We start from the raw sequence: 23,053 nt of genomic DNA on the forward strand, positions 1-23,053 counted from the left end.
TTTGTGCGCGCAGCGACATCGCCCGACCGCGCCCTGTCGCAGGAGGTGACCGATATCTCTGTCGAAATGTTATGAACACCCGACGCCGGGTGGCACAGGCCACAGGGGCCTGTTGAGGCAGGTCATAACTGTGCTGCGCGGCGGCGCACTTGGGCTGCGCGGCAGCGCACTCGGGCTGCCGACCGACGCCCCCGCGCGCCCTCGGGGACGGCGGAACCCGGCCGCGCCGCCGGGGCGCGACCGGGTTCCGGCGAAGCTCGGCCGGCCAGGTCCTAGCGGAGCCGTGCCATGAGCGCGTGCTCCACCAGGTTGATCAGGGCGCCCTTCGCGTCGGCGCGGTGCCGGGCGTCGGTGGCGATGATGGGGGTGCCCTCGCTGATCTGCAGGGCCTCGCGCACCTCCTCCGGCTGGTACGGCTGGTGGCCGTCGAAGTTGTTGAGCGCCACCACGAACGGCAGGCCGGAATTCTCGAAGTAGTCGACCGCGGGGAAGCAGTCGGCCAGACGCCGGGTGTCCACCAGAACCACCGCGCCGATGGCGCCGCGGACCAGGTCGTCCCACATGAACCAGAACCGGTCCTGGCCGGGGGTGCCGAACAGGTACAGGATCAGGTCCTGGTCGAGCGTGATGCGCCCGAAGTCCATGGCGACCGTGGTGGTCGTCTTGCCGGACGTGTGGGTGAGGTCGTCGATGCCCGCCGAGGCGGAGGTCATGACGGCCTCCGTGCGCAGCGGGTCGATCTCCGAGACGGAGCTGACGAACGTGGTCTTGCCCACGCCGAAGCCGCCCGCCACCACGATTTTCGCCGAGGTGGTCGCCCGGCCCCCGTCAGAGGTTGCGAAGTCCACTGAGCACCCTTTCGAGCAGTGTCACGTCCGGTGCACCGCCGTTGTTCTCGTCGCCGCCCGGCTGGTGGACGGCGACCATGCCCGCCTCGGCGAGGTCGGCGACCAGGATCCGCGCCACGCCCAGGGGCATGGACAGCAGGGCGGACACCTCCGCCACCGACTTCACCTCCCGGCAGAGGTGACAAATGCGCTGGTGCTCGGGGAGCAGCCCCTGGGTCTGTGCCGGATTGGCGATCGTGCTGATCAGCGCCTCGATGGCGAGCTGATAGCGCGGCCGGGTCCGGCCGCCGGTCATGGCGTAGGGCCTGACCAGCGGCCCCTCGTCACCGTACTGGTCTCTGTACGGATCGTGAGCGGCGTTGGGCGGGTTCATGCATCCTCCGGGCGGACAGCAAGTCGGATTGAAGTGCCGCTGGCCGGTGGGGGGTTGCGTTCATGACGGCCGGACGGTGGGGGTGTCGGTCACATGGCGCGGGCAGCGCCCTCAGCGGAGCAGGCTGCCCTGGAGCTCGGCGCGCAGGTCCGGCGTGAGCACGGCGCCCGCGCGGTCGACCAGCAGCGCCATCTCGTACCCGACCAGGCCGATGTCGCACTCGGGGTGGGCGAGTACGGCCAGGGACGAGCCGTCGGAGACGGACATGATCAGCAGAAAACCACGTTCCATCTCGACGACCGTCTGGTTGACGCTGCCGCCCTCGAAGATCCGCGAGGCTCCCGCGGTCAGCGAGGTGAGCCCCGACGCGACCGCGGCGAGCTGGTCGGCGCGGTCACGCGGGAAGCCCTCGGACATCGCCAGGAGCAGACCGTCGGCGGAGACGACGACGGTGTGGGAGACCCCGGGCGTGTTGTCCACGAAGTTCGTGATCAACCAGTTCAGGTTCTGTGCCGCCTGGCTCATCGGGCTCAACTAGCGCTCCTGCTGGTGAGTGGGGCTCGGGTAGGAACCGGTCTGGCCCGAGGAGGCCTGCCGTCCCTGTGCGATGCCCCGGCGGAGATTGGTCAGCCGGCCTCGCACGGCGTCGGGCGCGCGGGAGACCTGCGGCCCGCCGGTGTGCTGGTTCTGCTGCGCCGTGCCCGGGACGAGGTTCGCCTTGGGCACCCGGCGCGGCAGGCCGGACGTCGTGACGCCGCCCGCGCTGGGCTTGCGGGCGCGCTCTGCCTGGCGGGACAGCTCGTCGTTGGGCGAGCTGCGCCAGGGGGCCGCCGACGGCCGCTGGGCCGGAGCCCCGGCGCCGGGCCGCTGCTGCTGGGGGGTGCCCTGCGCGGGCTGCTGCGGGCGGCGGGCCTGCCCCGGTCCCTGCTGCTGCGGACCGTTCGGACGGCCGCCCTGCGGCTGCTGCGGCCGGCCCTGCGGGGCCGCCTGCTGCTGGCCCGCGGCCTGCTGCTGGCCGCGGAACCAGTTGGTCTCCAGCGAGTCGAACAGCGGGGTGCCGCCGTCCGCACGGCCGTTGGCCGGCGGCAGGTCGCCCTGCTGGGGCTGCTGGGGCTGCTGCGCGCCGTAACCGCCGTAGCCCTGCTGCCCGCCGGCCTGCGGCTGGGCGAACTGGCCGGTGGACGACGGGTCCTGCGCCGGGTACTGGCCCGGAGCCGGGAACTGGCCCGTGGACGACGGGTCCTGCGCCGGGTACTGGCCCGGAGCCGGGAACTGACCCGTGGACGACGAGTCCTGCGCCGGGTACTGGCCCGGAGCCGGGTACTGGCCCGTGGACGACGAGTCCTGCGCCGGGAACTGGCCGGTGGACGAGGGGTCCTGCGGCACGGCCCCGTAGCCCTGCTGCGGGTACTGGCCGGCGCCCGGGGTGGCGCCGTACTGCGGAGCCTGCGGCTGCTCGGGGCTGGCACCCTGCTGCGGGTGCTGCTGGCCGGGGGCCGGGGGCTGCTGCGGCGGGACGGGGGCGTCGAAGTCCGGGCGCGGGAACTGCGCCGTGGAGCCCGGGCCCTGCGGGTCCTCGATCCGCGGCATCTGGGAGGTCTGCTGGAACTCCTCGTGCCCGCGCGGACCGTCGAGCGGGGAGCCGGCCGGACGGCGGTGCTGCGGGCCGGTTCCGCCGGGGAGCTCCGCGCGCGGGACGCCGCCGGAGGCCGGCAGCTGGGGCTGGCGCCGGCCGGGCTGACCGGACTGACCGGACTGCGGGCGGCCCTGCTGGGGGGCGCCGCCGCCCTGGCCCTGCGCGTTGCCCTGGCCCATGCCCTGCGCGTTGCCCTGGCCGGGGCGGCCCGGGTGCGGGGTGGGGGCGGAACCGGTGCGCTGCGCGGGAACCTGGCCGCGGTTCTGCTGCGGCCCGGGCACGCCCGGGAAGCCGGCCTGCGGGGACTGCGCGGCCTGGCCCTGGGGGGCCGGGGCCTGCGGAGCCGGGGCCTGCGGGGTCGGAGCCTGGGCGGAGGGGCCGCCGCCGAACCCGGCGCCGGGACGGCCCTGGCCGGGCCCGCCGCCGGGCATGCCGCCCTGGCCGGGACCACCCTGGCCGAAGCCGCCGCCGGGACCGCCGGGACCGCCGGAGTCACGGCCGGGCAGCGCCGGACGGGCGCCCGAGCCGATCGCCGTGCCGCCGCCACGCCGGGCCGCTGCCGCGCCGGCCGCGGCCGCGGCGATGCCGCCGCCGCCCTGGCCGCTCTGGCCGGCCTTCGGCACCGCCTTCTTGTCGCCCTGGGCAACGTCCACCGGGAGCATGACCAGCGCGGTGGTGCCGCCGGAGTCCGAGGGACGGAGCTGGATGCGGATGCCGTGGCGCTGCGACAGACGGCCGACCACGAACAGACCCATGCGGCGGGAGACGGACACGTCCACCGTGGGCGGTGCGGCGAGGCGCTCGTTGATCGCGGACAGGTCCTCGGGCGAGAGGCCGATGCCGGTGTCGTGGATCTCGATCAGCGCCCGGCCGTCGGGCAGGGCGTGACCGGTGACCCGGACCTTGGTCTGCGGGGAGGAGAACGAGGTGGCGTTCTCCAGCAGCTCGGCGAGCAGGTGCACGAGGTCGTTGACGACGCGGCCGGCGATCTCGGTCTTGGGGACCGTGGCCAGCTCGATGCGCTCGTACTGCTCCACCTCGGAGGCCGCGGCGCGCAGCACGTCGACCAGCGGGACCGGCCGGGTCCAGCGGCGGCCGGGCTCCTCGCCCGCGAGGACGAGGAGGTTCTCGCCGTTACGGCGCATGCGGGTGGCGAGGTGGTCGAGCTTGAACAGCGAGGAGAGCTGGTCGGGGTCGGCCTCGCGGGACTCCAGCTCGGAGATGAGGGTCAGCTGGCGCTGGATGAGACCCTGCGAGCGGCGCGAGAGGTTGGTGAACATCGCGTTGACGTTGCCCCGGAGCAGGGCCTGCTCGGCGGCGAGGCGGACCGCCTCGCGGTGCACGTCGTCGAAGGCCGCGGCCACCTGGCCGATCTCGTCGCGGGAGTGCACACCGACCGACTCGACGGTGGTGTCGACGTCCTGCGGGTCGGCCTCGGAGAGCTGCTTGACCAGCTCGGGCAGGCGGTCCTTGGCGACCTTGGTCGCGGTGTCCTGCAGCCGGCGCAGCGAGCGGATCATGGAGCGGGCCACCACGAAGGCGCCGACCAGGGACACGCCGAGCACGACGAGGATCAGGACACCGGAGATCAGCGCCTCGCGCTGGGCCTCGGACTGCAGCTCGCGGGCCTTCTGCTCCATCTCCTCGAGGAGCGTGTGCTCGATGCTGCTCATCGACTCCAGCTTGGTGGAGGCGTCGTCCACCCAGTCCTGGTAGGACTGCTTGCCCACGTTGCGGCTGCCGTTGGGGCTGAGCACGGTGTCCGCGTACTTGTCCGCGGCCTCGATCACGCTGTTGTTGCCCAGCGGGTCGAGCGTCTTCTGGGCGCCGGAGCCGTAGATGGTCCGGAAGGTGTCCAGCTCGCTCTTCTCGCCCTCGACGGCGGCCTCGCCGTAGAGGCGGTCGTTCTCGGAGATGTCGGCGAACGAGGAGGCGTCCTTGGGCAGCGAGGCGGCGATGACCGCGCGCTGCATGGACGCGTACTCCTTGGCGCTGGAGAAGGCCGCCAGGGCGCGGGTGCGCTGGATCATCTCCGGGTTGCTGGTCGCCTCGGCCATGTCGGTGGACAGGTCGAGCAGCTGGGTGATGACCCGGTGGTACGACTCGACGGTCTGGGTGGCGTTGTCGTCGGCGTCGTAGGCGTTCTTGCGGAGCTTGTTCAGGTCGCGCAGCTCGCCGACCAGGCCGACGAGGCTGTCGCGCACGCCCTGGAGCTGGCCGTCGCTGAGCTGGGCGTCGACCGCCTCGGTGTCCTTGAGGAACTGGGCCTTGGCGCGGTCGGTCCGCTCGCGGGGCGTCTTGACGCGGTAGTCGCCGTCCTTGCCGTCGTGGGCGAGGGGGCCGGCGGTGACGTCGCGCTCCTCCTGGAGCGCCTCGGCCAGCTCGGTGGCCTGCTTGGTCATCTCGGTGAGCAGCTGCATGTTCTCCAGCTGCTGCATGTCCTCGAGCGAGTCGCTGATGCGCAGGCCGCCCAGGGTGGTCGCGGCGACCACGGGCAGCGCGAGGAGCGACACCAGACGGGTGGAGATGCGCCAGTTGCGCAGGGCCACCCGGGAGCCCGGGCCCGTCGGTCCGTTGCCCACCGGCTTCAGGGGCGGGGCCGCGGGGGCGGCGTCCGGTCCCTGTCCCTGGCCCGGGGGCTGGGCGTGCTGGGGCGAGGCACCGCGTGCGGTCCCGTTGTGTGGCTCCGGCTCCGCCGAAGCGCTGCCATCCCTCTTGAAACGTCCCTGCACTAGCGTCGCAACCTCTGGACCAGGCGTCCCTCCCGGGGGGAAGGAACGGTGTCGGCGTATGCGAGGGCGCGTTCGGGCGGCGCCCCCGTTGTGTGGTCGTGAAGTGACCTTCGCGGTCGGATGGACCGGCGCTTCTTCCCCCTCCTGAACCGCCGCCCGCGGCTGTGTCACGCCGGAGCGTCGGCATGGTGCTCCCACGACGGTCCGTGGAATTCCAGCACAGTGGCCGATCCTCAACAAGGCCCGTAGGGGAGCCCGTGACCCAGATGACACCGTGTACCGAGCATGTCACCGGGCGTGGAGGTCCATCTCGGACAAACCGGAAGTTTCCCCAGGTTCCGCCGGGCGCGCCCCGTTGTCCCAGTCGCGATGATCGGGAGCGGAATGCAGACTTTCACTTGGGTATGCCCGATATGCCTCTCCGTCCGAATGACCCGTTCTGCCGGAAATGACGGCCCTCCGCGTGAGGAAAATCACTAACGTTTCACGCACCCTTCACCCCTCGGACCGGGAGGGCCGCGCTTAGCCTGACGTTTTAGTCTGAACCCTTGACAGGACCGCCGGCGATGCCGTCGGCGGCCGCCGACGCAGCAGTACCCGCATCCCGAGGGGTCCGAACGACAGTGAAGACGAACATGAGCGCCCGCATCACCGCCAACCCGCGCCGCACCACCCTGGCGCACCTGGAAGACGCCGCGCACCTGCTCGGCGAGGAGCGGGAGCACTCCGTCGACCTGCCGGCGCAGACCGCGAACCCCCGGCGCACGGTGCTGAACGAGGTCCCGGTCCGCGCCGCCGAGTAGCCGGCCCGGCGCCGTCCGGGCGGTGCGCCACCCCGGCCCCCTCCTCCGCGTTAGCCTGGAGCGTCAGACTCCGGCCGGCAGCTCAGTGAGGGGCACCAGGATCCCGTGCGCATCGCCAGATTCTCCATCGACGGGAACGTCGCCTTCGGCGTGGTCGAGGGCGACCAGCAGGACGAACTCGTCCTCGACATCATCAAGGGCATCCCGTTCGCGGAATTCGAGCTCTCCGGCACCAAGGTCCCGCTGAGCAAGGTCCGCCTCCTGCCGCCCGTCCTGCCCAGCAAGGTCGTCGCGTTCGGCCGCAACTACGCGGAGCACGCGGCGGAGATGGGCGGGGAGGCGGCCGCGGAGCCGTTCGCCTTCTTCAAGCCGTCCACCTCCGTGATCGGCTCCGGCGACGTCATCCAGTACCCGTCCTTCTCCCAGGAGCTCCACCACGAGGCCGAGCTGGCCGTGGTGATCGGGCGGATGTGCCGCGAGGTCCCCAAGGAGCGCGTCAAGGACGTGATCCTCGGCTACACCTGCGCCAACGACGTCACCGCCCGCGACGTGCAGCGCCGCGAGCAGCAGTGGGCGCGGGCCAAGGGCTTCGACACGTCCTGCCCGCTCGGTCCCTGGATCGAGACCGAGCTGGACCCGTCCGACCTCGCCGTCCAGTGCACGGTCAACGGGCAGCAGCGTCAGCTCGGCACCACCGCGCAGATGGTCAACTCCGTCGAGGACCTGGTCGTGAACATCTCGGCGGCGATGACGCTGCTGCCGGGCGACGTGATCCTCACCGGCACCCCGGCGGGCGTCGGCCCGCTCCAGGACGGCGACGAGGTCGCCGTCTCCATCGAAGGCATCGGCACTCTCACCAACAAGGTTGTCAAGCGTGGCTAGCGCACCAGTCCGTGTTCGTTTCTGCCCCTCCCCCACCGGTAACCCCCACGTGGGTCTGGTGCGCACCGCCCTGTTCAACTGGGCGTTCGCCCGGCGCCACCAGGGCACCCTGGTCTTCCGCATCGAGGACACCGACGCGGCCCGCGACTCGGAGGAGTCGTACGAGCAGCTCCTCGACTCGATGCGCTGGCTGGGCTTCGACTGGGACGAGGGCCCGGAGGTCGGCGGCCCGCACGCCCCGTACCGGCAGTCGCAGCGGATGGACATCTACCGCGACGTCGCGCAGAAGCTGCTGGACGGCGGCCACGCCTACCACTGCTACTGCTCCACCGAGGAGCTCGACGAGCGCCGCGAGGCCGCCCGCGCGGCCGGCCGCCCGTCCGGCTACGACGGCCACTGCCGCGAGCTGACCGCCGAGCAGGTCGCCGCCTACGAGGCGGAGGGCCGCCGGCCGATCGTGCGCTTCCGGATGCCGGACACCACGATCACCTTCGACGACCTGGTCCGCGGCGAGCTGACCTTCGCCCCGGAGAACGTGCCGGACTACGGCATCGTCCGGGCCAACGGCGCGCCGCTGTACACGCTGGTGAACCCGGTCGACGACGCGCTGATGGAGATCACCCACGTCCTGCGCGGCGAGGACCTGCTCTCCTCCACCCCGCGGCAGATCGCGCTCTACGGCGCGCTGATCGAGCTGGGCATCGCCAAGGCCGTCCCGCGCTTCGGCCACCTGCCGTACGTGATGGGCGAGGGCAACAAGAAGCTGTCCAAGCGCGACCCGCAGGCCTCGCTCAACCTCTACCGCGAGCAGGGCTTCCTGCCCGAGGGCCTGCTCAACTACCTCTCCCTGCTGGGCTGGTCGCTCTCCGCCGACCGTGACGTCTTCTCCGTCGAGGAGATGGTGGCCGCGTTCGACCTGAAGGACGTCAACCCCAACCCGGCGCGCTTCGACCTCAAGAAGTGCGAGGCCATCAACGGCGACCACATCCGGATGCTGGACCCGAAGGAGTTCGCGGCCCGCTGCGAGCCGTGGCTGCGGGCGCCGTTCGCCCCGTGGGCGCCGGAGGACTTCGACGAGGCCAAGTGGGCGGCGATCGCGCCGCACGCGCAGACCCGGCTGAAGGTGCTCTCCGAGATCACCGCCAACGTCGACTTCCTCTTCCTGCCGGAGCCGGTCTTCGACGAGGCGTCGTGGACGAAGGCGATGAAGGAGGGCTCGGACGCGCTGCTGCGCACGGCGCGCGAGAAGCTGGAGGCCGCCGACTGGTCCTCCGCGGACTCCCTGAAGGAGGCCGTCCTGGCCGCCGGCGAGGCCCACGGCCTCAAGCTGGGCAAGGCCCAGGCCCCGGTCCGCGTGGCGGTCACCGGCCGCACCGTGGGCCTGCCGCTCTTCGAGTCGCTGGAGGTCCTCGGCAAGGACACCACGCTGACCCGCATCGACGCGGCCCTGGCGAAGCTGGCGGCGTAACGCGTTTCCGCCCGGAGGGCGGCGCCCGGAACCTCTTCCGGGCGCCGCCCTCCGGCGTTCCGCCGCCGGTGACCATGAAACGCGCCCCCGGTATGTGCACGCGCACCGAATCGTGTCGCGGCCGTTCCCCCGCGGCGCCCCGCGCTCCTAGGGTGCTGGGGTCGGCAGGGGCGGGCGGTCGGGTCGGGCCCCGGACGAGGACGGGACGAGGGGCAGGGCGTGGCCGAGCTGAGCGGGTATGTGGACGAGCGGTTCGCGGCGGTGCGGGAGGCCGCCGAGGCGAATCTGGCGGTGGGCGCGGAGACCGGGCTGTCGGTGTACCTGGACATCGACGGGGAGCGGGTCGTCGACATCTGGGGCGGGTACGCCGACGCCGCGCGGACCCGGCCCTGGGAGCGGGACACCATCGTCAACGTCTGGTCGACGACCAAGACGCTGACCGCGCTGGCCGCGCTGGTCCTGGTGGACCGCGGTGAGCTGGACGTGGACGCGCCGGTCGCCAAGTACTGGCCGGAGTTCGCCGCGAACGGCAAGGAGGGGGTGCTGGTCCGGCACGTCCTGAGCCACACCTCCGGGGTGTCCGGCTGGGAGGCCCCGTTCGAGACGGCCGCCCTCTTCGACTGGGAGCGCTCGACGTCGCACCTGGCGGCGCAGGCCCCGTTCTGGACGCCGGGCGAGGGGTCCGGCTACCACCTGCTGAACTACGGGCACCTGGTCGGCGAGCTGGTCCGCCGGGTGAGCGGCAGGACGCTGAAGCGGTTCGTGGACGAGGAGATCGCCGGGCCGCTGGGCACCGACTTCCGGATCGGCGCGCGGGAGGAGGACTGGGACCGCTGCGCCGAGATCATCCCGCCGCCGCCGATGGTGATGGACCCCGCCACGCTCGACCCGCGGAGTGTGCTGGTGCGGACCATGACCTCCGCGCCGATGAACGCGGAGGCCGCCAACACCCCCGGCTGGCGGCTCGCCGACATCGGTGGCGCCAACGGCCACGGCAACGCGGCCTCGGTGGCCCGGACCCTGTCGGTGATCTCGCGCGGCGGCGAGGTGGACGGCGTGCGGCTGCTGTCGCCGGCGACCGTCGAGCTCGTCTTCCGCGAGCAGGCCCGTGGCGTGGACCAGGTGCTCGGCCTGCCGCTGCGGTTCGGCATCGGCTTCGCCCTGCCCGAGCCGGCGGGGGTGCCGTTCGTCCCGGAGGGGAGGATCTGCTTCTGGGGCGGCTGGGGCGGCTCCCAGATCGTGATGGACGTCGAGCGGAGGATGACCTTCTGCTACGTGATGAACAAGATGAAGGCCGGGCTGGTCGGCTCCGAGCAGGGCGCGCAGTACCTGGGCGCGGTCTACGCCGCCGTCTGACCCACCGCGCCGACCCACCGCGCCGATCCACCGCGCCGACCGGCCGCGCGCGACGCGGAGGGGGCGGCTCCCGGAGGTCCCGGGAGCCGCCCCCTCGCCGTGTCCGCCTCGGCGGCGTCGGAAGCCGCGTCGGACCGCGTCAGAAGCCGCCGCCGAAGTCGCCGCCACCGCCTCCGCCGCCGAAGTCGCCGAAACCGCCGCCGAAGTCACCGGAGTTGAAGTCGCCGCCGGAGAAGTCACCGCCCTCGTACCCGCCGTAGCCGTCGCCCCAGCCCGCGCCGTAGGCGGGCCCGGCCATCATGCCGCCGAGCATGGTGCCCACCAGCAGCCCCGGCAGCAGCGCGCCGCCGAAGTACCCGCCGGCCCACGGGCCGTAGGCGGGGCCCGCGTCCCAGTAGGGGCGGCGGTTGCCGTAGCCGGTGTCGACCTCACGGATCATCGGCTCCAGCCCGTCGGCCAGCCTGGCCTGGTCCGCGGCGCATACCGGCACCTCACGCGCCGTGCCGCCGGGCGGGGTCCAGCGCGCGTCGGCGACCGAGGGGCCGTGCCGCGGGTCGAAGAAGCAGGGGGCCCGCCGGTCGGGCAGCGGGCGGCCCTCCCGCCGCGCCGCCAGCACGGAGAGCGCGAACCGGCCGTCCTCCAGGGTCTCCGTGACGCCCTTGACGTCCTCGGGCCGCTTGGCGGCGGCCATCTTCCGCTTGGCGTCCTCGTAGCTGTCGAGCGCCCGCGCGTAGTCCCCGCGCATCGCGTCGTCGGCACCGGGTTCGCCGGGGTGGAAGTCCAGCCGGTCCAGTTCCTCGCCGTACGCGGTGATGTCCTCGTCGACCACCACCCGCAGCCGTTCCAGTGCCTCCCGCTGCGCGGTCTCCGTACGGCGGCGGCTCCGGCGGGTGACCACCAGCGCGCCGCCTCCCACCGCCGCGGCCAGCGCGCCTACGGTGACCAGCGCGCCGACGCCGTTGGCGCTGCCGTCGGTCCTGCCCTCCCAGCCGTCGGGCGCCGATCCGCGCATGGTGGACAGCGCTCGGTCGGTGAAGTTGTCCAGCTGCTGCGCGGCGGGCTCGCCGTCCACGCTCCGGGCCAGGTTGGCGACGGCCTGGCGGGACATCACGGAGGAGTCGGCCCGGGCGTCGAACCGGTCGCCCACCCGTATGCCGTAGACGCCGGTGACACCGGTGGCGGCGCGCAGGTCGGCGAAGATGCTGTCGGTCGGGTAGCCCTCGGGCAGGACCACCAGGAAGACCGAGCGGTCGGCGCTCTCGATCCGCTGGGCGAGGTCGTCCGCCTCGGCCTGCGAGAGCTGGCCGGCCGCCTCCGGGTCGACGTAGACGGGGCTCTCACGCAGGTTCTCGGCTATCTCGGATATGTCGGCGGCGGCCGGGGCCACGCTGAACTCCGCCGCGGCCACTGTCCCGGTGGGCGCGGCGGAGGCAAGGGGCACGCCGGTCACCAGAGCGGCCGACGTGGTCAGCAGCGTGGCCGCCGCCAGGGAGGCCGGTCGCCCGAGGCGCCGGCGGGTCGGGGTGCCCTTCATATGTTCGAAGGTACGCCCAATGAGGCGAAAGGGTGAAATGGGTCACCGCGCCTCTTTCCGGCTCGCCCGACGTTCGGCTCCCGCGGCGTTCGGCCGGCCCCGACGTTCGGCCGGCCCCGACGTTCGGCTCGCCCTGGCGTTCGGCTCGCCCTGGCGCTTGACTCCCCCGGCTTCCCCGCGCCCGCCGCTCCGCGCCGGCGGTCAGGCGGGGGCGACCCCGGCACGCAGCAGGCCGTAGGTGTAGGCGTCGGCGAGCGCCTGCCAGGACGCCGCGATCACGTTGTCGGCGACGCCGACCGTGGACCACTCGGCGCGGCCGTCGGAGGTGGAGATCAGGACGCGGGTGGTGGAGTCGGTGCCGGAGCGGCCCTCCAGGATGCGGACCTTGTAGTCGACCAGGCCGATCTTGGCCAGCTCCGGGTAGATCCGCTCCAGGCCGGCGCGCAGCGCCCGGTCGAGGGCGTTGACGGGTCCGTTGCCCTCGCCGGCGGCGTGGATGGTCTCGCCCTTGGCGGTCAGCTTCACCGTGGCCTCGTTGGCGTGGCTGCCGTCGGGGCGGTCCTCGGTGATCGCGCGCCAGGAGTCCACCTCGAAGTAGACCGGGAGGGTGCCGGCCTCGGCGCGCAGCAGGAGTTCGAAACTGGCGTCGGCCGCCTCGTACGTGTAGCCCTTGAGCTCGCGCTCCTTGACCCGTTCGACGACCCGGCCGACCAGTTCCCGGTCGCCGCCGAGGTCGATGCCGAGTTCCTTGCCCTTGAGCTCGACGGACGCCCGGCCGGCCATGTCGGAGACCAGCATCCGCATGGTGTTGCCGACCTGCTCGGGGTCGATGTGCTGGTACAGGTCCGGGTCGACCTTGATCGCGGAGGCGTGCAGTCCGGCCTTGTGGGCGAAGGCGGAGACGCCGACGTAGGGCTGGTGGGTGGAGGGCGTGAGGTTGACGACCTCGGCGATGGCGTGGGAGATCCGGGTCATCTCGCGGAGCCGCCCCTCGGGCAGGACCCGCTTGCCGTACTTGATCTCCAGCGCGGCGACCACCGGGAAGAGGTTGGCGTTGCCCACGCGCTCGCCGTAGCCGTTGGCGGTGCACTGGACGTGGGTGGCGCCGGCGTCGACGGCGGCCAGCGTGTTGGCGACCGCGCAGCCGGTGTCGTCCTGGGCGTGGATGCCGAGGCGGGCGCCGGTGTCGGCGAGGACGGTGGAGATCACGGCGGCGATCTGGGCGGGGAGCATGCCGCCGTTGGTGTCGCACAGGACGACCACGTCGGCGCCGGCCTCGGCGGCGGTGCGGACCACGGCCTTGGCGTAGGCCGGGTTGGCGCGGTAACCGTCGAAGAAGTGCTCGCAGTCGACGAAGACGCGCCGGCCCGCCGCCACCAGGTGGGAGACGGTGTCGCGGACCATCTCGAGGTTCTCCTCGAGGGTGGTGCGCAGGGCGAGTTCCACGTGGCGGTCGTGGGCCTTGGCCACCAGGGTGATCACGTCGGCGCCGGAGTCCAGGAGCGCCTTGACCTGCGGGTCGTCCGCCGCCGAGCCGCCCGCCCTGCGGGTGGCGCCGAAGGCGACGAGCCGGGCGTGCCGGAAGTCGATCTCCTCGCGGGCGCGGGCGAAGAACTCGGTGTCCCGCGGGTTGGCGCCCGGCCAGCCGCCCTCGATGAAGCCCACGCCGAACTCGTCCAGGTGCCGCGCGATGGCCAGCTTGTCGGAGACGGTGAGGTTGATGCCCTCCCGCTGGGCTCCGTCGCGCAGCGTGGTGTCGAAGACGTGGAAGGCGTCGTCGGGTCGGCTGGTGTCCGTCATGGTGGGAACTCCTGAACTGGTCGTCTCGGTCTGACCGGAAGAACCGGCTCCACCGCCTCCGGCCGTGCGCGCCTTCCTGCTCCGGCCGCGGGTGGGGCCGAAACAAAGAAAACCCCTCGCGGGTGCGAGAGGTCTGCGCGCGGGTCGACGACGACGGTGACCACGCGTACGGGATACGTACGGGTCGTCACTGCGGACCGGCGCGCCTGCTGCCGGTAATCATGGCGAACGAGGGCACGCGAGCAGTTTGGCACAGTCCGCCCCGCGACCGGCCGGGTGTCTCAGAATACGGGCGAATCGTCCCAGGACCTGGAGTTCCGCGCAGCTGAGAGGCCCACGGAACCGCCGCCGAGACGGCCGACGGCCCCGAGGGGCGGGTGCTCCTCGGGGCCGTCGGGCCGGGGGCCGGTGCCGGACCGGCGGCGCGGGTGCCGGACCGGCGGCGGGCCGGGTGTCAGCAGACCTTGTGCATCCAGCCGTGCTTGTCCTCGGCGGTGCCGCGCTGGATGTCCAGCAGCGCGTCGCGCAGGCGCAGGGTGACCTCGCCCGGCTCGCCGGTGCCGTGCTTCCACTCGGCGCCGCTGCTGCGCTTGACCGCGCCGACGGGGGTGATCACCGCGGCGGTGCCGCAGGCGAAGACCTCCCGGAGAGCGCCGCTCTCGGCGTCGGCCTGCCACTGCTCGACGGAGATCTTGCCCTCCTCGGCGGTGTGGCCGAGGTCACGGGCGACGGTCAGCAGCGAGTCGCGGGTGACGCCCTCGAGGATGGAGCCGCTGAGCGCGGGGGTGACGATCCGGTCCTCGTAGACGAAGTACAGGTTCATGCCGCCGAGCTCCTCGATCCACTTCCGCTCGATGGCGTCGAGGTAGCAGACCTGGTCGCAGCCGACCTTGGCGGCCTCGGCCTGGGCCATCAGGGAGGCGGCGTAGTTGCCGCCGGTCTTGGCGTCGCCCATGCCGCCGGGGACGGCGCGGACGTGCTCCTCGGCGACCCAGATGGAGACCGGCTTCACGCCGCCCGGGAAGTAGGCGCCGGCCGGCGAGGCGATGACCAGGAACAGGTACTCCTTGGCCGGCCGGACACCCAGGCCGACCTCGGTGGCGATCAGGAACGGTCGCAGGTACAGCGACTCCTCGCCGCCGTGCGCCGGGACCCAGTCGACGTCCTGCTCGACCAGCGCGTCACAGGCCTCGATGAAGGTCTCGACGGGTAGTTCCGGCATGGCGAGACGGCGGGCGGAGGCCTGGAAGCGGCGGGCGTTCTTCTCGGGGCGGAAGACGCCCACCGAGCCGTCGGCGCGGCGGTAGGCCTTGAGTCCCTCGAAGATCTCCTGCGCGTAGTGCAGGGTCATGTTGGCCGGGTCGAGGGAGAGCGGGCCGTAGGGGACGAGTTCGGCGTCGTGCCAGCCACGGCCCTCGGTCCACTTGATCGTCACCATGTGGTCGGTGAAGTGGCGGCCGAACCCGGGGTTGGCCAGGATCGCCTCCCGCTCGGCCGCGGGCAGCGGGTGCGAGGTGGGCTTGCGCTCGATCGTGGGCGTCGTCGTCATCAGCAGAACTGTCCTTCACCGTTGTAGTGACGGGCCGCGTCTCCGCTCGTGCTCCCCGCCGTCTTCGGACGTCCGTCGGGACGCCCGGCCGGCACGTTCCGGCGATGATCGAACGCGACTCCACGTCCGATTATCGCAAGAGGGTGCCCGGTGAAGGACGGTGCGGTGCAGCGGCCCTGCGTTTCGATGGTGGCACCCGGCGGGACATGGCGGAAGCCGCCGGGTGCGAGGTGCATCCCGGCGGCTTTCGAAGGGGGGCAGCCGGGGTCAGCCGGCTACTCGTGCGGCGAGCGCGTCGCCGATCTCCTCGGTGGACCGGGCGGGCAGGCCCACGCGCTCGACCAGGTCGGCGGCGACGGCGTCGTCGATCCGCGCGGCCTCGGCGTCGAGGCCGAGGTGGCGCAGCAGCAGCGCGACGGACAGGACGGTGGCCGTGGGGTCGGCCTTGCCCTGGCCCGCGATGTCCGGGGCCGAGCCGTGGACCGGCTCGAACATGGACGGGTAGGCGCCGCTCGGGTTGATGTTGCCCGAGGCGGCGACGCCGATCCCGCCGGACACGGCGGCGGCGAGGTCGGTGATGATGTCGCCGAACAGGTTGTCGGTGACGATCACGTCGAACCGCTCCGGCTGGGTGACCAGGTAGATGGTCGCGGCGTCGACGTGCATGTACTCGGTGGTGACCTCGGGGAACTCCTGGGCGACGCGGTTGAACACGTCGGTCCACAGGTGACCGGCGAAGGTCAGCACGTTGTTCTTGTGGATCAGCGCCAGCTTCTTGCGCGGGCGGGCCTGGGCCCGGGCGAACGCGTCGCGGACCACGCGCTCGACGCCGAACGCGGTGTTCACCGAGACCTCGGTGGCCACCTCGTGCTCGGTGCCCTTGCGGATGGTGCCGCCGTTGCCCGTGTAGGGACCCTCGGTGCCCTCCCGGACCACCACGAAGTCGATCTGCGGCTCGCCGGCCAGCGGGGTGGCGACACCCGGCAGCAACTTGGAGGGGCGCAGGTTCACGTGGTGGTCGAAGGCGAAGCGGAGCTTGAGCAGGAAGCCGCGCTCCAGCACGCCGGAGGGGACGGACGGGTCGCCGATGGCGCCGAGCAGGATCGCGTCGTGCCCCTGGAGCGCGGCGAGGTCCTCGTCGGTGAGGGTCTCGCCGGTGGCGTGGTACCGGCGGGCACCGAAGTCGTACTCGGTGGTCTCCAGCTTCACGTCCTGCGGGAGGACGGCGGAGAGGACCTTCAGGCCTTCGGCCACGACTTCCTGCCCGATGCCGTCACCGGGGATCACTGCGAGATCGATGCTGCGAGACATGTCGGCACCCTAATCGGTCGTCCCAAGGAGTGGCCCACGCCGTCCGCCATCCGGACAGCGGGGGGCCACCCGTCAGCCTGGGCGGGCGGTCAGTGGCCGGTCGCCCCGCCGTTGTCGCGGCGGTCGAGGGCCCGCTGGAGGGCGGCGGCGGCGTTGCGGCGGTCGGCGTCGGCCACGTGGGTCCGGCGGGCACGGGACCGGGCGGTGGCGTGCGGGTGGGTGGCTGTGGTGGTCTCGGACATGACGCTTCGGCTCCTTCGAAAGAAATGCGACAGGAATGCGACAGGAGGGATTCCAGACGCCGGAAGGGGCGGGGAGCGGCACGCCGCAGGGGTCACCTGCGCGGGGGCGTGGCTCGCCAACGCCGTTCGCCGGATCGGGCGGAACGTTCGGCTCCCACCAAGCTAGGCCAGGCGGGCTTGGATGTCTCCACAGTTACTCGGAAGTCCTACTATCCGAGACGGGGATCACCCCATCGGCCTCATCCGTGCCCGCGCGTCCCGTGCGCACCACGGGAAACGGGTCCGCCCCCGCCTCTCGGAGGAGGCGGGGGCGGATGCGTCGGACAGGGGCCGTCAGCCCATGTGCGGGTAGCCGTACTCGGTCGGCGGGACCAGGGTCTCCTTGATGGCCCGGGTCAGGGTCCAGCGCTGCAGGTTCTGCGGGGCGCCGGCCTTGTCGTTGGTGCCGGAGGCGCGGCCGCCGCCGAAGGGCTGCTGGCCGACCACGGCGCCGGTCGACTTGTCGTTGATGTAGAAGTTGCCCGCCGCGTAGCGGAGCTTCTCCATCGTGTAGGCGGCCGCGGCGCGGTCCTGGGAGATGACCGAGCCGGTGAGGGCGTAGTCGGAGGCCGACTCCATCTGGGTCAGCATCTCGTCGTACTTCTCGTCCTCGTAGACGTGGACGGCGAGGATCGGGCCGAAGTACTCGGTCGTGAAGACCTCGTTCTCCGGGTCGGTGCACTCGATGACGGTCGGGCGGACGAAATAGCCCACCGAGTCGTCGTAGGTGCCGCCGGCCACGATCGTGCAGGCGTCGTCGGCCTTGGCGCGGTCGATGGCGGCCTTGTTCTTGGCGAACGAACGCTCGTCGATCACGGCGCCGATGAAGTTCGACAGGTCGGTGACGTCACCCATCTTGATGCCGTCGACCTCGGCCGCGAACTCCTCCTTGAACCCGTCGTGCCAGATGGAGGCCGGGATGTAGGCGCGGGAGGTGGCGGAGCACTTCTGGCCCTGGTACTCGAAGGCGCCACGGGTCAGCGCGGTCTTCAGGATCGCGCGGTCGGCGCTCGGGTGGGCGACGACGAAGTCCTTGCCGCCGGTCTCGCCGACCAGGCGGGGGTAGGTGCGGTACTTCTCGATGTTGGCGCCGACCGTCTTCCACAGGTGCTGGAAGGTCTTGGTGGAGCCGGTGAAGTGGATGCCGGCCAGGTCGCGGTGGTTCAGCGCGACCTCCGAGACCGCGATGCCGTCACCGGTGACCAGGTTGATGACGCCCTTGGGCAGGCCCGCCTCCTCCAGCAGCCGCATCATCAGCACGGCGGCGTGGGTCTGCGTCGGCGACGGCTTCCAGACCACGACGTTGCCCATCAGCGCGGGCGCGGTCGGCAGGTTGGCGGCGATGGCCGTGAAGTTGAACGGCGTGATCGCGTAGACGAAGCCCTCCAGCGGGCGGTGGTCCATGCGGTTCCACACGCCCGGGGAGTTGGCCGGGGGCTGCTCGGCGAGGATCTGGCGCGCGTAGTGCACGTTGAAGCGCCAGAAGTCGACCAGCTCGCAGGGGGTGTCGATCTCGGCCTGCTGGGCCGTCTTGCCCTGGCCGAGCATGGTGGAGGCGGCCAGCGTCTCGCGCCACGGGCCGGACAGCAGCTCGGCGGCGCGCAGGATGATCGCGGCGCGGTCGTCGAAGGACATGGCGCGCCAGGCCGGCGCGGCGGCCAGGGCGGCGTCGATCGCCTCCTGGGCGTCCTGCTGGGTGGCGTGGCGGCCGGTGCCGAGGACGGCCTGGTGGTTGTGCGGCTGGACGACCGTGAACTCCTCGCCGCCGCCGAGGCGCTTGACGCCGCCGATGGTCATCGGGAGCTCGATCGGGTTGTCGGCCAGCTCCTTGAGCTTGGCCTCCAGCCGGGTGCGCTCGGCCGAGCCGGGAGCGTAGCCGTGCACCGGCTCGTTCACGGGCGTGGGGACCTGGGTCACAGCGTCCATGGGTTCCTTCTCCTTGTGAGAGCTCTCAGCGGTGGGGCGGTTGTGCGGGTGAGCGGTGCGGTGGGGTGCGGGGCTCAGCCCTTGCTGACCATCGAACGCAGGAAGAACCGGAGGTTCGACGGCTTCTCGGCGAGACGGCGCATGAAGTAGCCGTACCAGTCGGTGCCGTACGCGGTGTAGACGCGCATCCGGTGACCCTCGGCGGCCAGACGCAGCGACTCGTCGCCGCGGATGCCGAACAGCATCTGAATCTCGTACTCATCCATCTTGCGCCCTGCGCGGCGCGCGAGCTCCTGTCCGATGGAGATCATCCGCGGATCGTGCGACCCGATCATGGGGTAGCCGTTGCCGTTCATGAGGATCTTCAGGACCCGGACGTAGGCCTTGTCGATCTCCGCCTTGGACTGGTGGGCGACCTCGGCGGGCTCCTTGTAGGCACCCTTGACGATGCGCACGCGGCTGCCGTTCCCGGCGAGACGGCGGGCGTCCTCCTCGGTGCGGAACAGCATCGCCTGCAGCACGCAGCCGGTCTGCGGGAAGTCCTCGCGCAGCCAGGCGTGGGTGGCCAGCATCTTGTCGATGGTGGTGTGGTCCTCGGCGTCGAGGGTGACCGTGGTGCCGATCTCGGAGGCGGCCTCGACGACCGGGCGGACGTTGGCGCGGGAGATCTCCACGCCGTTCTCCAGGTCCTGGCCGAACATCGAGAGCTTGACGGACATCTCGACCTTGGGGCCGAGCTCCAGCTCCTTCAGGTGGGCGATCAGCTCGAGGTAGGCGTCGCGGGCCGCCTCGGCCTGCTCGGGCGTCGTGATGTCCTCGCCCACCACGTCCAGGGTGAGCTCGAGGCCCTGGTCGGTGAGGCTGCGGATGATCGGCATCACGTCGTCGACGGTCTCGCCGGGGATGAACCGGTCGACGACCTGCTTGGTCCCCGGAGCCGCGGTGACCAGACGGCGCATCCTGTCGCTGCGCGAGGCGGCGAGAATCACGGGACCCAGCACGGGACCTCCTGATGAAGCGAAAGTGACGAGGGCGTGGACCGCCGATTCGAACGGTAGGGATCCAGGTTCCGTTTCACCTATCGACACCTGTCACGGATCCGCGGCTTTCCTCTCAGACATCTGTATGAAGAGGGGGGAGAATGGAGCGGTGAGACCCGACTACCAGGAACTCGTCGACGAGATCTCCGCGCTGCTGGGCGTACCCGCCACCCTGGAGGGCCGCGACTTCGGTCTGATCGCCTTCGGGGTGCACGACGGGCTCGGCGACGAGGCCGCACTGGACCCCGTGAGGACCCGGACGATCCTGGCGCGCAGCTCGTCGGCGCAGGTCAGGGCCTGGTTCGAGGGCTTCGGCATCGCCCGCGCGAAGGGGCCGGTGCGGATCCCCCCGGCGCCCGAGGCGGGCGTGCTGCGGGGCCGGATCTGCCTGCCCGCCCGCTCCCGCGAGGTCGTGCAGGGATACGTGTGGCTGCTGGAGTCCGAGCCGGGGCCCACCGAGGACCAGCTCGAGGCGGCCATGCGGGTGGCCGGGCGGATCGGCGCGCTGCTGGCCGAGGAGGCGTCCGCGGAGGACGCGGTGACCCGGGAGTTCCGGCGGGTGCTGGAGACCGGCGGCCCGGGGCGGGAGCGGGAGATCGCGCTGACCGCGCTGGAGTCGGCGCTCGGCCCGGACGCCGGCGGCCTGTACACCGTGGTGTGCGTGACGCCGTGGACGGAGGAGGATCCCCCGTCGGCCCGCCGGGTGCCGGGCACGGCGGCGGCCTGCGCGGCGCCGCTGACGGGCGGCGCCCAGATGCTGGCGCTGCTGGTGCGGGTGCGCACCGGCGCGGAGGTGCCCGCCTCGGTGCTGACCTCCGTGGCGCGGCTGGCGCCGGGCTCGGCCGCGGGGGTGGGTGGGCCGCGGCGGGGCGCGCGGGAGGCCGGCGAGCTGTGGGACCAGGCGCTGGCCGCAGCCCGGGCCGCCTCCGCCGAACCCCGGCTGGGGCCGGTGGCGCAGTGGTCGGGGATCGGCCCGTACCGTCTGCTCACCCGGCTCCCGGCAGGCGCGGCGGAGGACGCCGCGCTGCGCGACCTGCTCGCCCATGCCGAGCTGGCCCGCACCGTGGAGGTGTTCCTGGACCACGCCGGGCAGGCGGGCCGTGCCGCGGCGGCCCTCGGCATCCACCGGCAGACCCTCTACTACCGCCTCTCCCGGGTGGAGCAGCTCACCGGCCTCGACCTGGACGACGGCGAGCACCGGCTCCTGCTCCACATGGGGGTCAAGGCCGCCCGGCTGTAGTCACCGGCCCTCGGCGGAGGGTGATCCCAGGGCCGGTGATCCCACCAGCCGGTACAGGCCGTCGGCGAGCTGGTCGCCGTTCGGAGCGAACTCCGGGTCGAGCGTGTGCTGGGCGATGAGGCCGCTCATCAGGACCATGGCGAGGCCGCCCACGGTGTCCGTGAGCTCGTCGTCGACCTCCTCCTCCGGCATGCCCAGCAGCAGCGCGGCGAGGCCGCGGCCGCCCTCCTTCTGGGCCTGGGCGAGGTTGCGGCGGATCTCGGGGAGCCGGTCGCCCAGGGCGATGATCTCCATGCTGAGGTGCCAGATCGAGTCCGGCCGCCGCAGCGAGTCGACCAGCGTCCGCAGCACCGCCCGCACGCGCTCGGGGGACCCGGGAGCGGTGCCGACCGGGCCGGCGTCCCAGTCGAAGCGCTCCGCCTGGTCCTCCACCAGCGCTACGTACGCCTGGGCGAGCAGGGCGTCCTTGGAGCCGTAGTGGTAGCCGATCGACGCCAGGTTGGCCCCCGACGCGCGCACGATGTCGCGCGCCGTGGTCCGGGCGAACCCCTGCTCCAGCAGGCAGCGCTTGGCACCGTCCAGCAGATCCTCACGATGACCCATGCCGCCACTCTATCCGCATCCGTACACACGTCTCTGACGACTGTCTTATACATACGTCATAGACGCGCGTATAAGACGCGTGTACCGTTCCCGGTATGACGACGACTCCCACCCCGGCCCGGGCCGGACGCCGCGAGTGGACCGCGCTGACGGTGCTGATGCTGCCGCTGCTGCTGGTCTCCATGGACGTGTCGGTGCTCTACTTCGCGGTCCCGGCGATCAGCGCCGACCTCGCGCCCACCGGCACCCAACAGCTCTGGATCTTCGACATCTACGCGTTCGTCCTGGCCGGCCTGCTGATGACGATGGGCTCGCTGGGCGACCGCATCGGCCGCCGCCGACTGCTGCTGTTCGGCGCCGCCGCGTTCGGCGCGGCCTCGCTGGCCGCCGCCTACGCCGACAGCGCGGAGGCGCTGATCGCCGCCCGCGCGGTCCTGGGCATCGGCGGCGCCACCCTGATGCCCTCGACGATGGCGCTGGTCCGCACGATGTTCACCGATCCCCGGCAGCGCGCCCAGGCGATCGGCGTGTGGACCGCGGTGATGACCGGCGGCGTCGCGCTGGGTTCCGTGATGAGCGGGGTGCTGGTCGAGTTCTTCTGGTGGGGCTCGGTGTTCCTGGTGAACCTGCCCGCCATGGCCCTGCTGCTGGTGCTCGGTCCGCTGCTCCTGCCGGAGTCCAAGGACCCGTCACCGGGCCGGTTCGACCTGCTGAGCGTGCCGCTGTCGATGGCGGCGGTACTGCCCCTGATCCACGGTCTGAAGGAGTTCGCCTCGGACGGCCCGCGGGCGGAGCAGGCCCTCTTCGTGGGCGCGGGGCTGCTGTTCGGGGTGCTCCTCGTGTGGCGGCAGCGCACCGCGGCCTCCCCGATGATCCCGCGCGGCCTGTTCCGCTCCCGCGGCTTCGGCCCGGCGGTGGCGCTCAACGCGGTCTCCGCGCTGGGCATGATGGGCTCGTCGTTCTTCACCACCCAGTACCTGCAGTCGGTGCTCGGCATGAGCGCCCTGGAGGCCGCCCTGTGGTCGCTGGTCCCGTCGCTGCCGATCGGCGTGGCCGCGCCGGCCGCGACGGCGCTGGTGCACCGCGGCGTGCCCCGGGTCCACGTGGTGACGGCCGGGTTCCTGATCGCCGCCGGCGGCTTCACCCTGCTCTCCGCGCCCGGCACCGACTCGCTGGCCCTGCTCCTGGTCGCGGCCGGGGTGCTGGCCTGCGGCATCGTGCTGGTGATGTCGCAGATGACGGACCTGGCGCTGGGCGCCGCCCCGGTGGAGAAGGCGGGTTCGGCCTCCTCGCTGCTGGAGACCGGGGCGGAGTTCGGCGGCGCGCTCGGCATGGCCGTGCTGGGCTCCGTCGGCACCGCCGTCTACCGGGACCGGATCCCCGACGCGGCGCCCGAGGCGGCCCGGGAGACCCTCGGCGGAGCGCTGGCCGTCGCCGCGGAGCTGCCCGGCCGCGCGGGCGAGGCCCTGACCTCGGCGGCCCGGGTGGCCTTCACCGACGGCATGCACGCCGCCGCGCTCACCGGGGCCGCGGTGCTCGCCGTCGCCGCGGTCGTCGCGGCGGCCACGCTGCGGGGCATCGGCGTCCGGAGCAGCGGAGAAGGGTGACCGCGGGCCCGGGAGAGGCCGCGGGCACGGGAAAGCCCGCGGACCGGGAAGCCCGCGGGCAGGG

18 protein-coding genes are annotated in these 23,053 nt (G+C 72.4%); 6 read left to right on the top strand and 12 right to left on the bottom strand.

Going from position 1 to position 23,053, the window contains the following annotated elements; all coding sequences use genetic code 11:
- Positions 1-272: 272 nt before the first annotated feature.
- The 4 genes from ACWD3O_RS07455 to ACWD3O_RS07470 form a co-directional block, all read right to left on the bottom strand.
- Entirely contained in the window at positions 273-848 is a 576-nt protein-coding gene (locus ACWD3O_RS07455; protein ID WP_451412633.1) for a GTP-binding protein, read from the bottom strand.
- On the bottom strand, positions 829-1,221 hold the full coding sequence (locus ACWD3O_RS07460) for a DUF742 domain-containing protein (protein WP_451412634.1): 393 nt from the start codon (positions 1,219-1,221) through the stop codon (positions 829-831). The genes ACWD3O_RS07455 and ACWD3O_RS07460 overlap by 20 nt, the downstream gene beginning before the upstream one ends.
- Before the next feature lie 111 nt (positions 1,222-1,332).
- Positions 1,333-1,755, bottom strand: coding sequence for a roadblock/LC7 domain-containing protein (locus ACWD3O_RS07465; RefSeq protein WP_451415133.1), 423 nt, complete (start codon positions 1,753-1,755; stop codon positions 1,333-1,335).
- A complete protein-coding gene (locus tag ACWD3O_RS07470) occupies positions 1,756-5,589 on the bottom strand; it encodes a nitrate- and nitrite sensing domain-containing protein (protein WP_451415134.1) in 3,834 nt (1,277 codons plus the stop codon).
- A gap of 623 nt (positions 5,590-6,212) precedes the next feature.
- On the opposite strand from ACWD3O_RS07470, the gene ACWD3O_RS07475 reads away from it, so the two are divergent.
- From ACWD3O_RS07475 to ACWD3O_RS07490, 4 genes are all read left to right on the top strand, one after another.
- A complete protein-coding gene (locus tag ACWD3O_RS07475; RefSeq protein WP_451412637.1) occupies positions 6,213-6,392 on the top strand; it encodes a hypothetical protein in 180 nt (59 codons plus the stop codon).
- 105 nt (positions 6,393-6,497) lie between these two features.
- Positions 6,498-7,274: a fumarylacetoacetate hydrolase family protein gene (locus tag ACWD3O_RS07480; RefSeq protein WP_451412638.1), complete on the top strand. Its 777-nt coding sequence runs from the start codon at positions 6,498-6,500 to the stop codon at positions 7,272-7,274.
- Positions 7,267-8,742, top strand: a complete 1,476-nt coding sequence (gene gltX, locus ACWD3O_RS07485; RefSeq protein WP_451415135.1) for a glutamate--tRNA ligase — start codon at positions 7,267-7,269, stop codon at positions 8,740-8,742. The genes ACWD3O_RS07480 and gltX overlap by 8 nt, the downstream gene beginning before the upstream one ends.
- Before the next feature lie 219 nt (positions 8,743-8,961).
- The gene (locus ACWD3O_RS07490; RefSeq protein ID WP_451415136.1) at positions 8,962-10,098 is read left to right on the top strand and encodes a serine hydrolase domain-containing protein; all 1,137 of its coding nucleotides are present in this window, start codon (positions 8,962-8,964) and stop codon (positions 10,096-10,098) included.
- 139 nt (positions 10,099-10,237) lie between these two features.
- On the opposite strand, the gene ACWD3O_RS07495 is transcribed toward ACWD3O_RS07490, so the two are convergent.
- From ACWD3O_RS07495 to ACWD3O_RS07525, 7 genes are all read right to left on the bottom strand, one after another.
- Positions 10,238-11,632: a hypothetical protein gene (locus ACWD3O_RS07495; RefSeq protein ID WP_451415137.1), complete on the bottom strand. Its 1,395-nt coding sequence runs from the start codon at positions 11,630-11,632 to the stop codon at positions 10,238-10,240.
- Between the two features lie 201 nt (positions 11,633-11,833).
- Entirely contained in the window at positions 11,834-13,432 is a 1,599-nt protein-coding gene (gene cimA / locus ACWD3O_RS07500) for a citramalate synthase (protein WP_451415138.1), read from the bottom strand.
- A gap of 454 nt (positions 13,433-13,886) precedes the next feature.
- Positions 13,887-14,981 carry a branched-chain amino acid aminotransferase gene (locus tag ACWD3O_RS07505; RefSeq protein WP_451415139.1) on the bottom strand — a complete coding sequence of 365 codons (1,095 nt, stop codon included), beginning with the start codon at positions 14,979-14,981 and terminating at the stop codon, positions 13,887-13,889.
- Between the two features lie 267 nt (positions 14,982-15,248).
- Positions 15,249-16,292, bottom strand: coding sequence for a 3-isopropylmalate dehydrogenase (locus tag ACWD3O_RS07510; protein ID WP_451412645.1), 1,044 nt, complete (start codon positions 16,290-16,292; stop codon positions 15,249-15,251).
- An 89-nt stretch (positions 16,293-16,381) separates the two neighbouring features.
- Positions 16,382-16,534, bottom strand: coding sequence for a hypothetical protein (locus tag ACWD3O_RS07515; protein ID WP_451415140.1), 153 nt, complete (start codon positions 16,532-16,534; stop codon positions 16,382-16,384).
- 333 nt (positions 16,535-16,867) lie between these two features.
- Positions 16,868-18,499 carry an L-glutamate gamma-semialdehyde dehydrogenase gene (pruA, locus tag ACWD3O_RS07520; RefSeq protein ID WP_451412647.1) on the bottom strand — a complete coding sequence of 544 codons (1,632 nt, stop codon included), beginning with the start codon at positions 18,497-18,499 and terminating at the stop codon, positions 16,868-16,870.
- Between the two features lie 74 nt (positions 18,500-18,573).
- Positions 18,574-19,500 (bottom strand): proline dehydrogenase family protein, encoded by a 927-nt coding sequence (locus ACWD3O_RS07525; RefSeq protein WP_451415141.1) that lies wholly within the window; start codon positions 19,498-19,500, stop codon positions 18,574-18,576.
- Positions 19,501-19,624: 124 nt separating this feature from the next.
- Between ACWD3O_RS07525 and ACWD3O_RS07530 the strand changes: the two genes are divergently transcribed.
- A complete protein-coding gene (locus ACWD3O_RS07530) occupies positions 19,625-20,779 on the top strand; it encodes a PucR family transcriptional regulator (RefSeq protein ID WP_451415142.1) in 1,155 nt (384 codons plus the stop codon).
- Here ACWD3O_RS07530 and ACWD3O_RS07535 read toward each other — a convergent pair whose 3' ends face one another.
- Positions 20,780-21,382, bottom strand: a complete 603-nt coding sequence (locus ACWD3O_RS07535; protein ID WP_451412650.1) for a TetR/AcrR family transcriptional regulator — start codon at positions 21,380-21,382, stop codon at positions 20,780-20,782.
- Positions 21,383-21,477: 95 nt separating this feature from the next.
- Between ACWD3O_RS07535 and ACWD3O_RS07540 the strand changes: the two genes are divergently transcribed.
- Positions 21,478-22,989: an MFS transporter gene (locus tag ACWD3O_RS07540; protein WP_451415143.1), complete on the top strand. Its 1,512-nt coding sequence runs from the start codon at positions 21,478-21,480 to the stop codon at positions 22,987-22,989.
- The last annotated feature ends 64 nt before the right edge of the window (positions 22,990-23,053 follow it).

The organism is Streptomyces sp. NPDC002640, from assembly GCF_053592575.1.

Coding starts and splice junctions, on each gene's coding strand:
- ACWD3O_RS07510 (WP_451412645.1), bottom strand. CDS start 16,292: ATGTCTCGCAGCATCGATCTCGCAGTGATCCCCGGTGACGGCATCGGG.
- pruA (WP_451412647.1), bottom strand. CDS start 18,499: ATGGACGCTGTGACCCAGGTCCCCACGCCCGTGAACGAGCCGGTGCAC.
- ACWD3O_RS07460 (WP_451412634.1), bottom strand. CDS start 1,221: ATGAACCCGCCCAACGCCGCTCACGATCCGTACAGAGACCAGTACGGT.
- ACWD3O_RS07505 (WP_451415139.1), bottom strand. CDS start 14,981: ATGACGACGACGCCCACGATCGAGCGCAAGCCCACCTCGCACCCGCTG.
- ACWD3O_RS07535 (WP_451412650.1), bottom strand. CDS start 21,382: ATGGGTCATCGTGAGGATCTGCTGGACGGTGCCAAGCGCTGCCTGCTG.
- ACWD3O_RS07495 (WP_451415137.1), bottom strand. CDS start 11,632: ATGAAGGGCACCCCGACCCGCCGGCGCCTCGGGCGACCGGCCTCCCTG.
- cimA (WP_451415138.1), bottom strand. CDS start 13,432: ATGACGGACACCAGCCGACCCGACGACGCCTTCCACGTCTTCGACACC.
- ACWD3O_RS07530 (WP_451415142.1), top strand. CDS start 19,625: ATGAAGAGGGGGGAGAATGGAGCGGTGAGACCCGACTACCAGGAACTC.
- ACWD3O_RS07540 (WP_451415143.1), top strand. CDS start 21,478: ATGACGACGACTCCCACCCCGGCCCGGGCCGGACGCCGCGAGTGGACC.
- ACWD3O_RS07515 (WP_451415140.1), bottom strand. CDS start 16,534: ATGTCCGAGACCACCACAGCCACCCACCCGCACGCCACCGCCCGGTCC.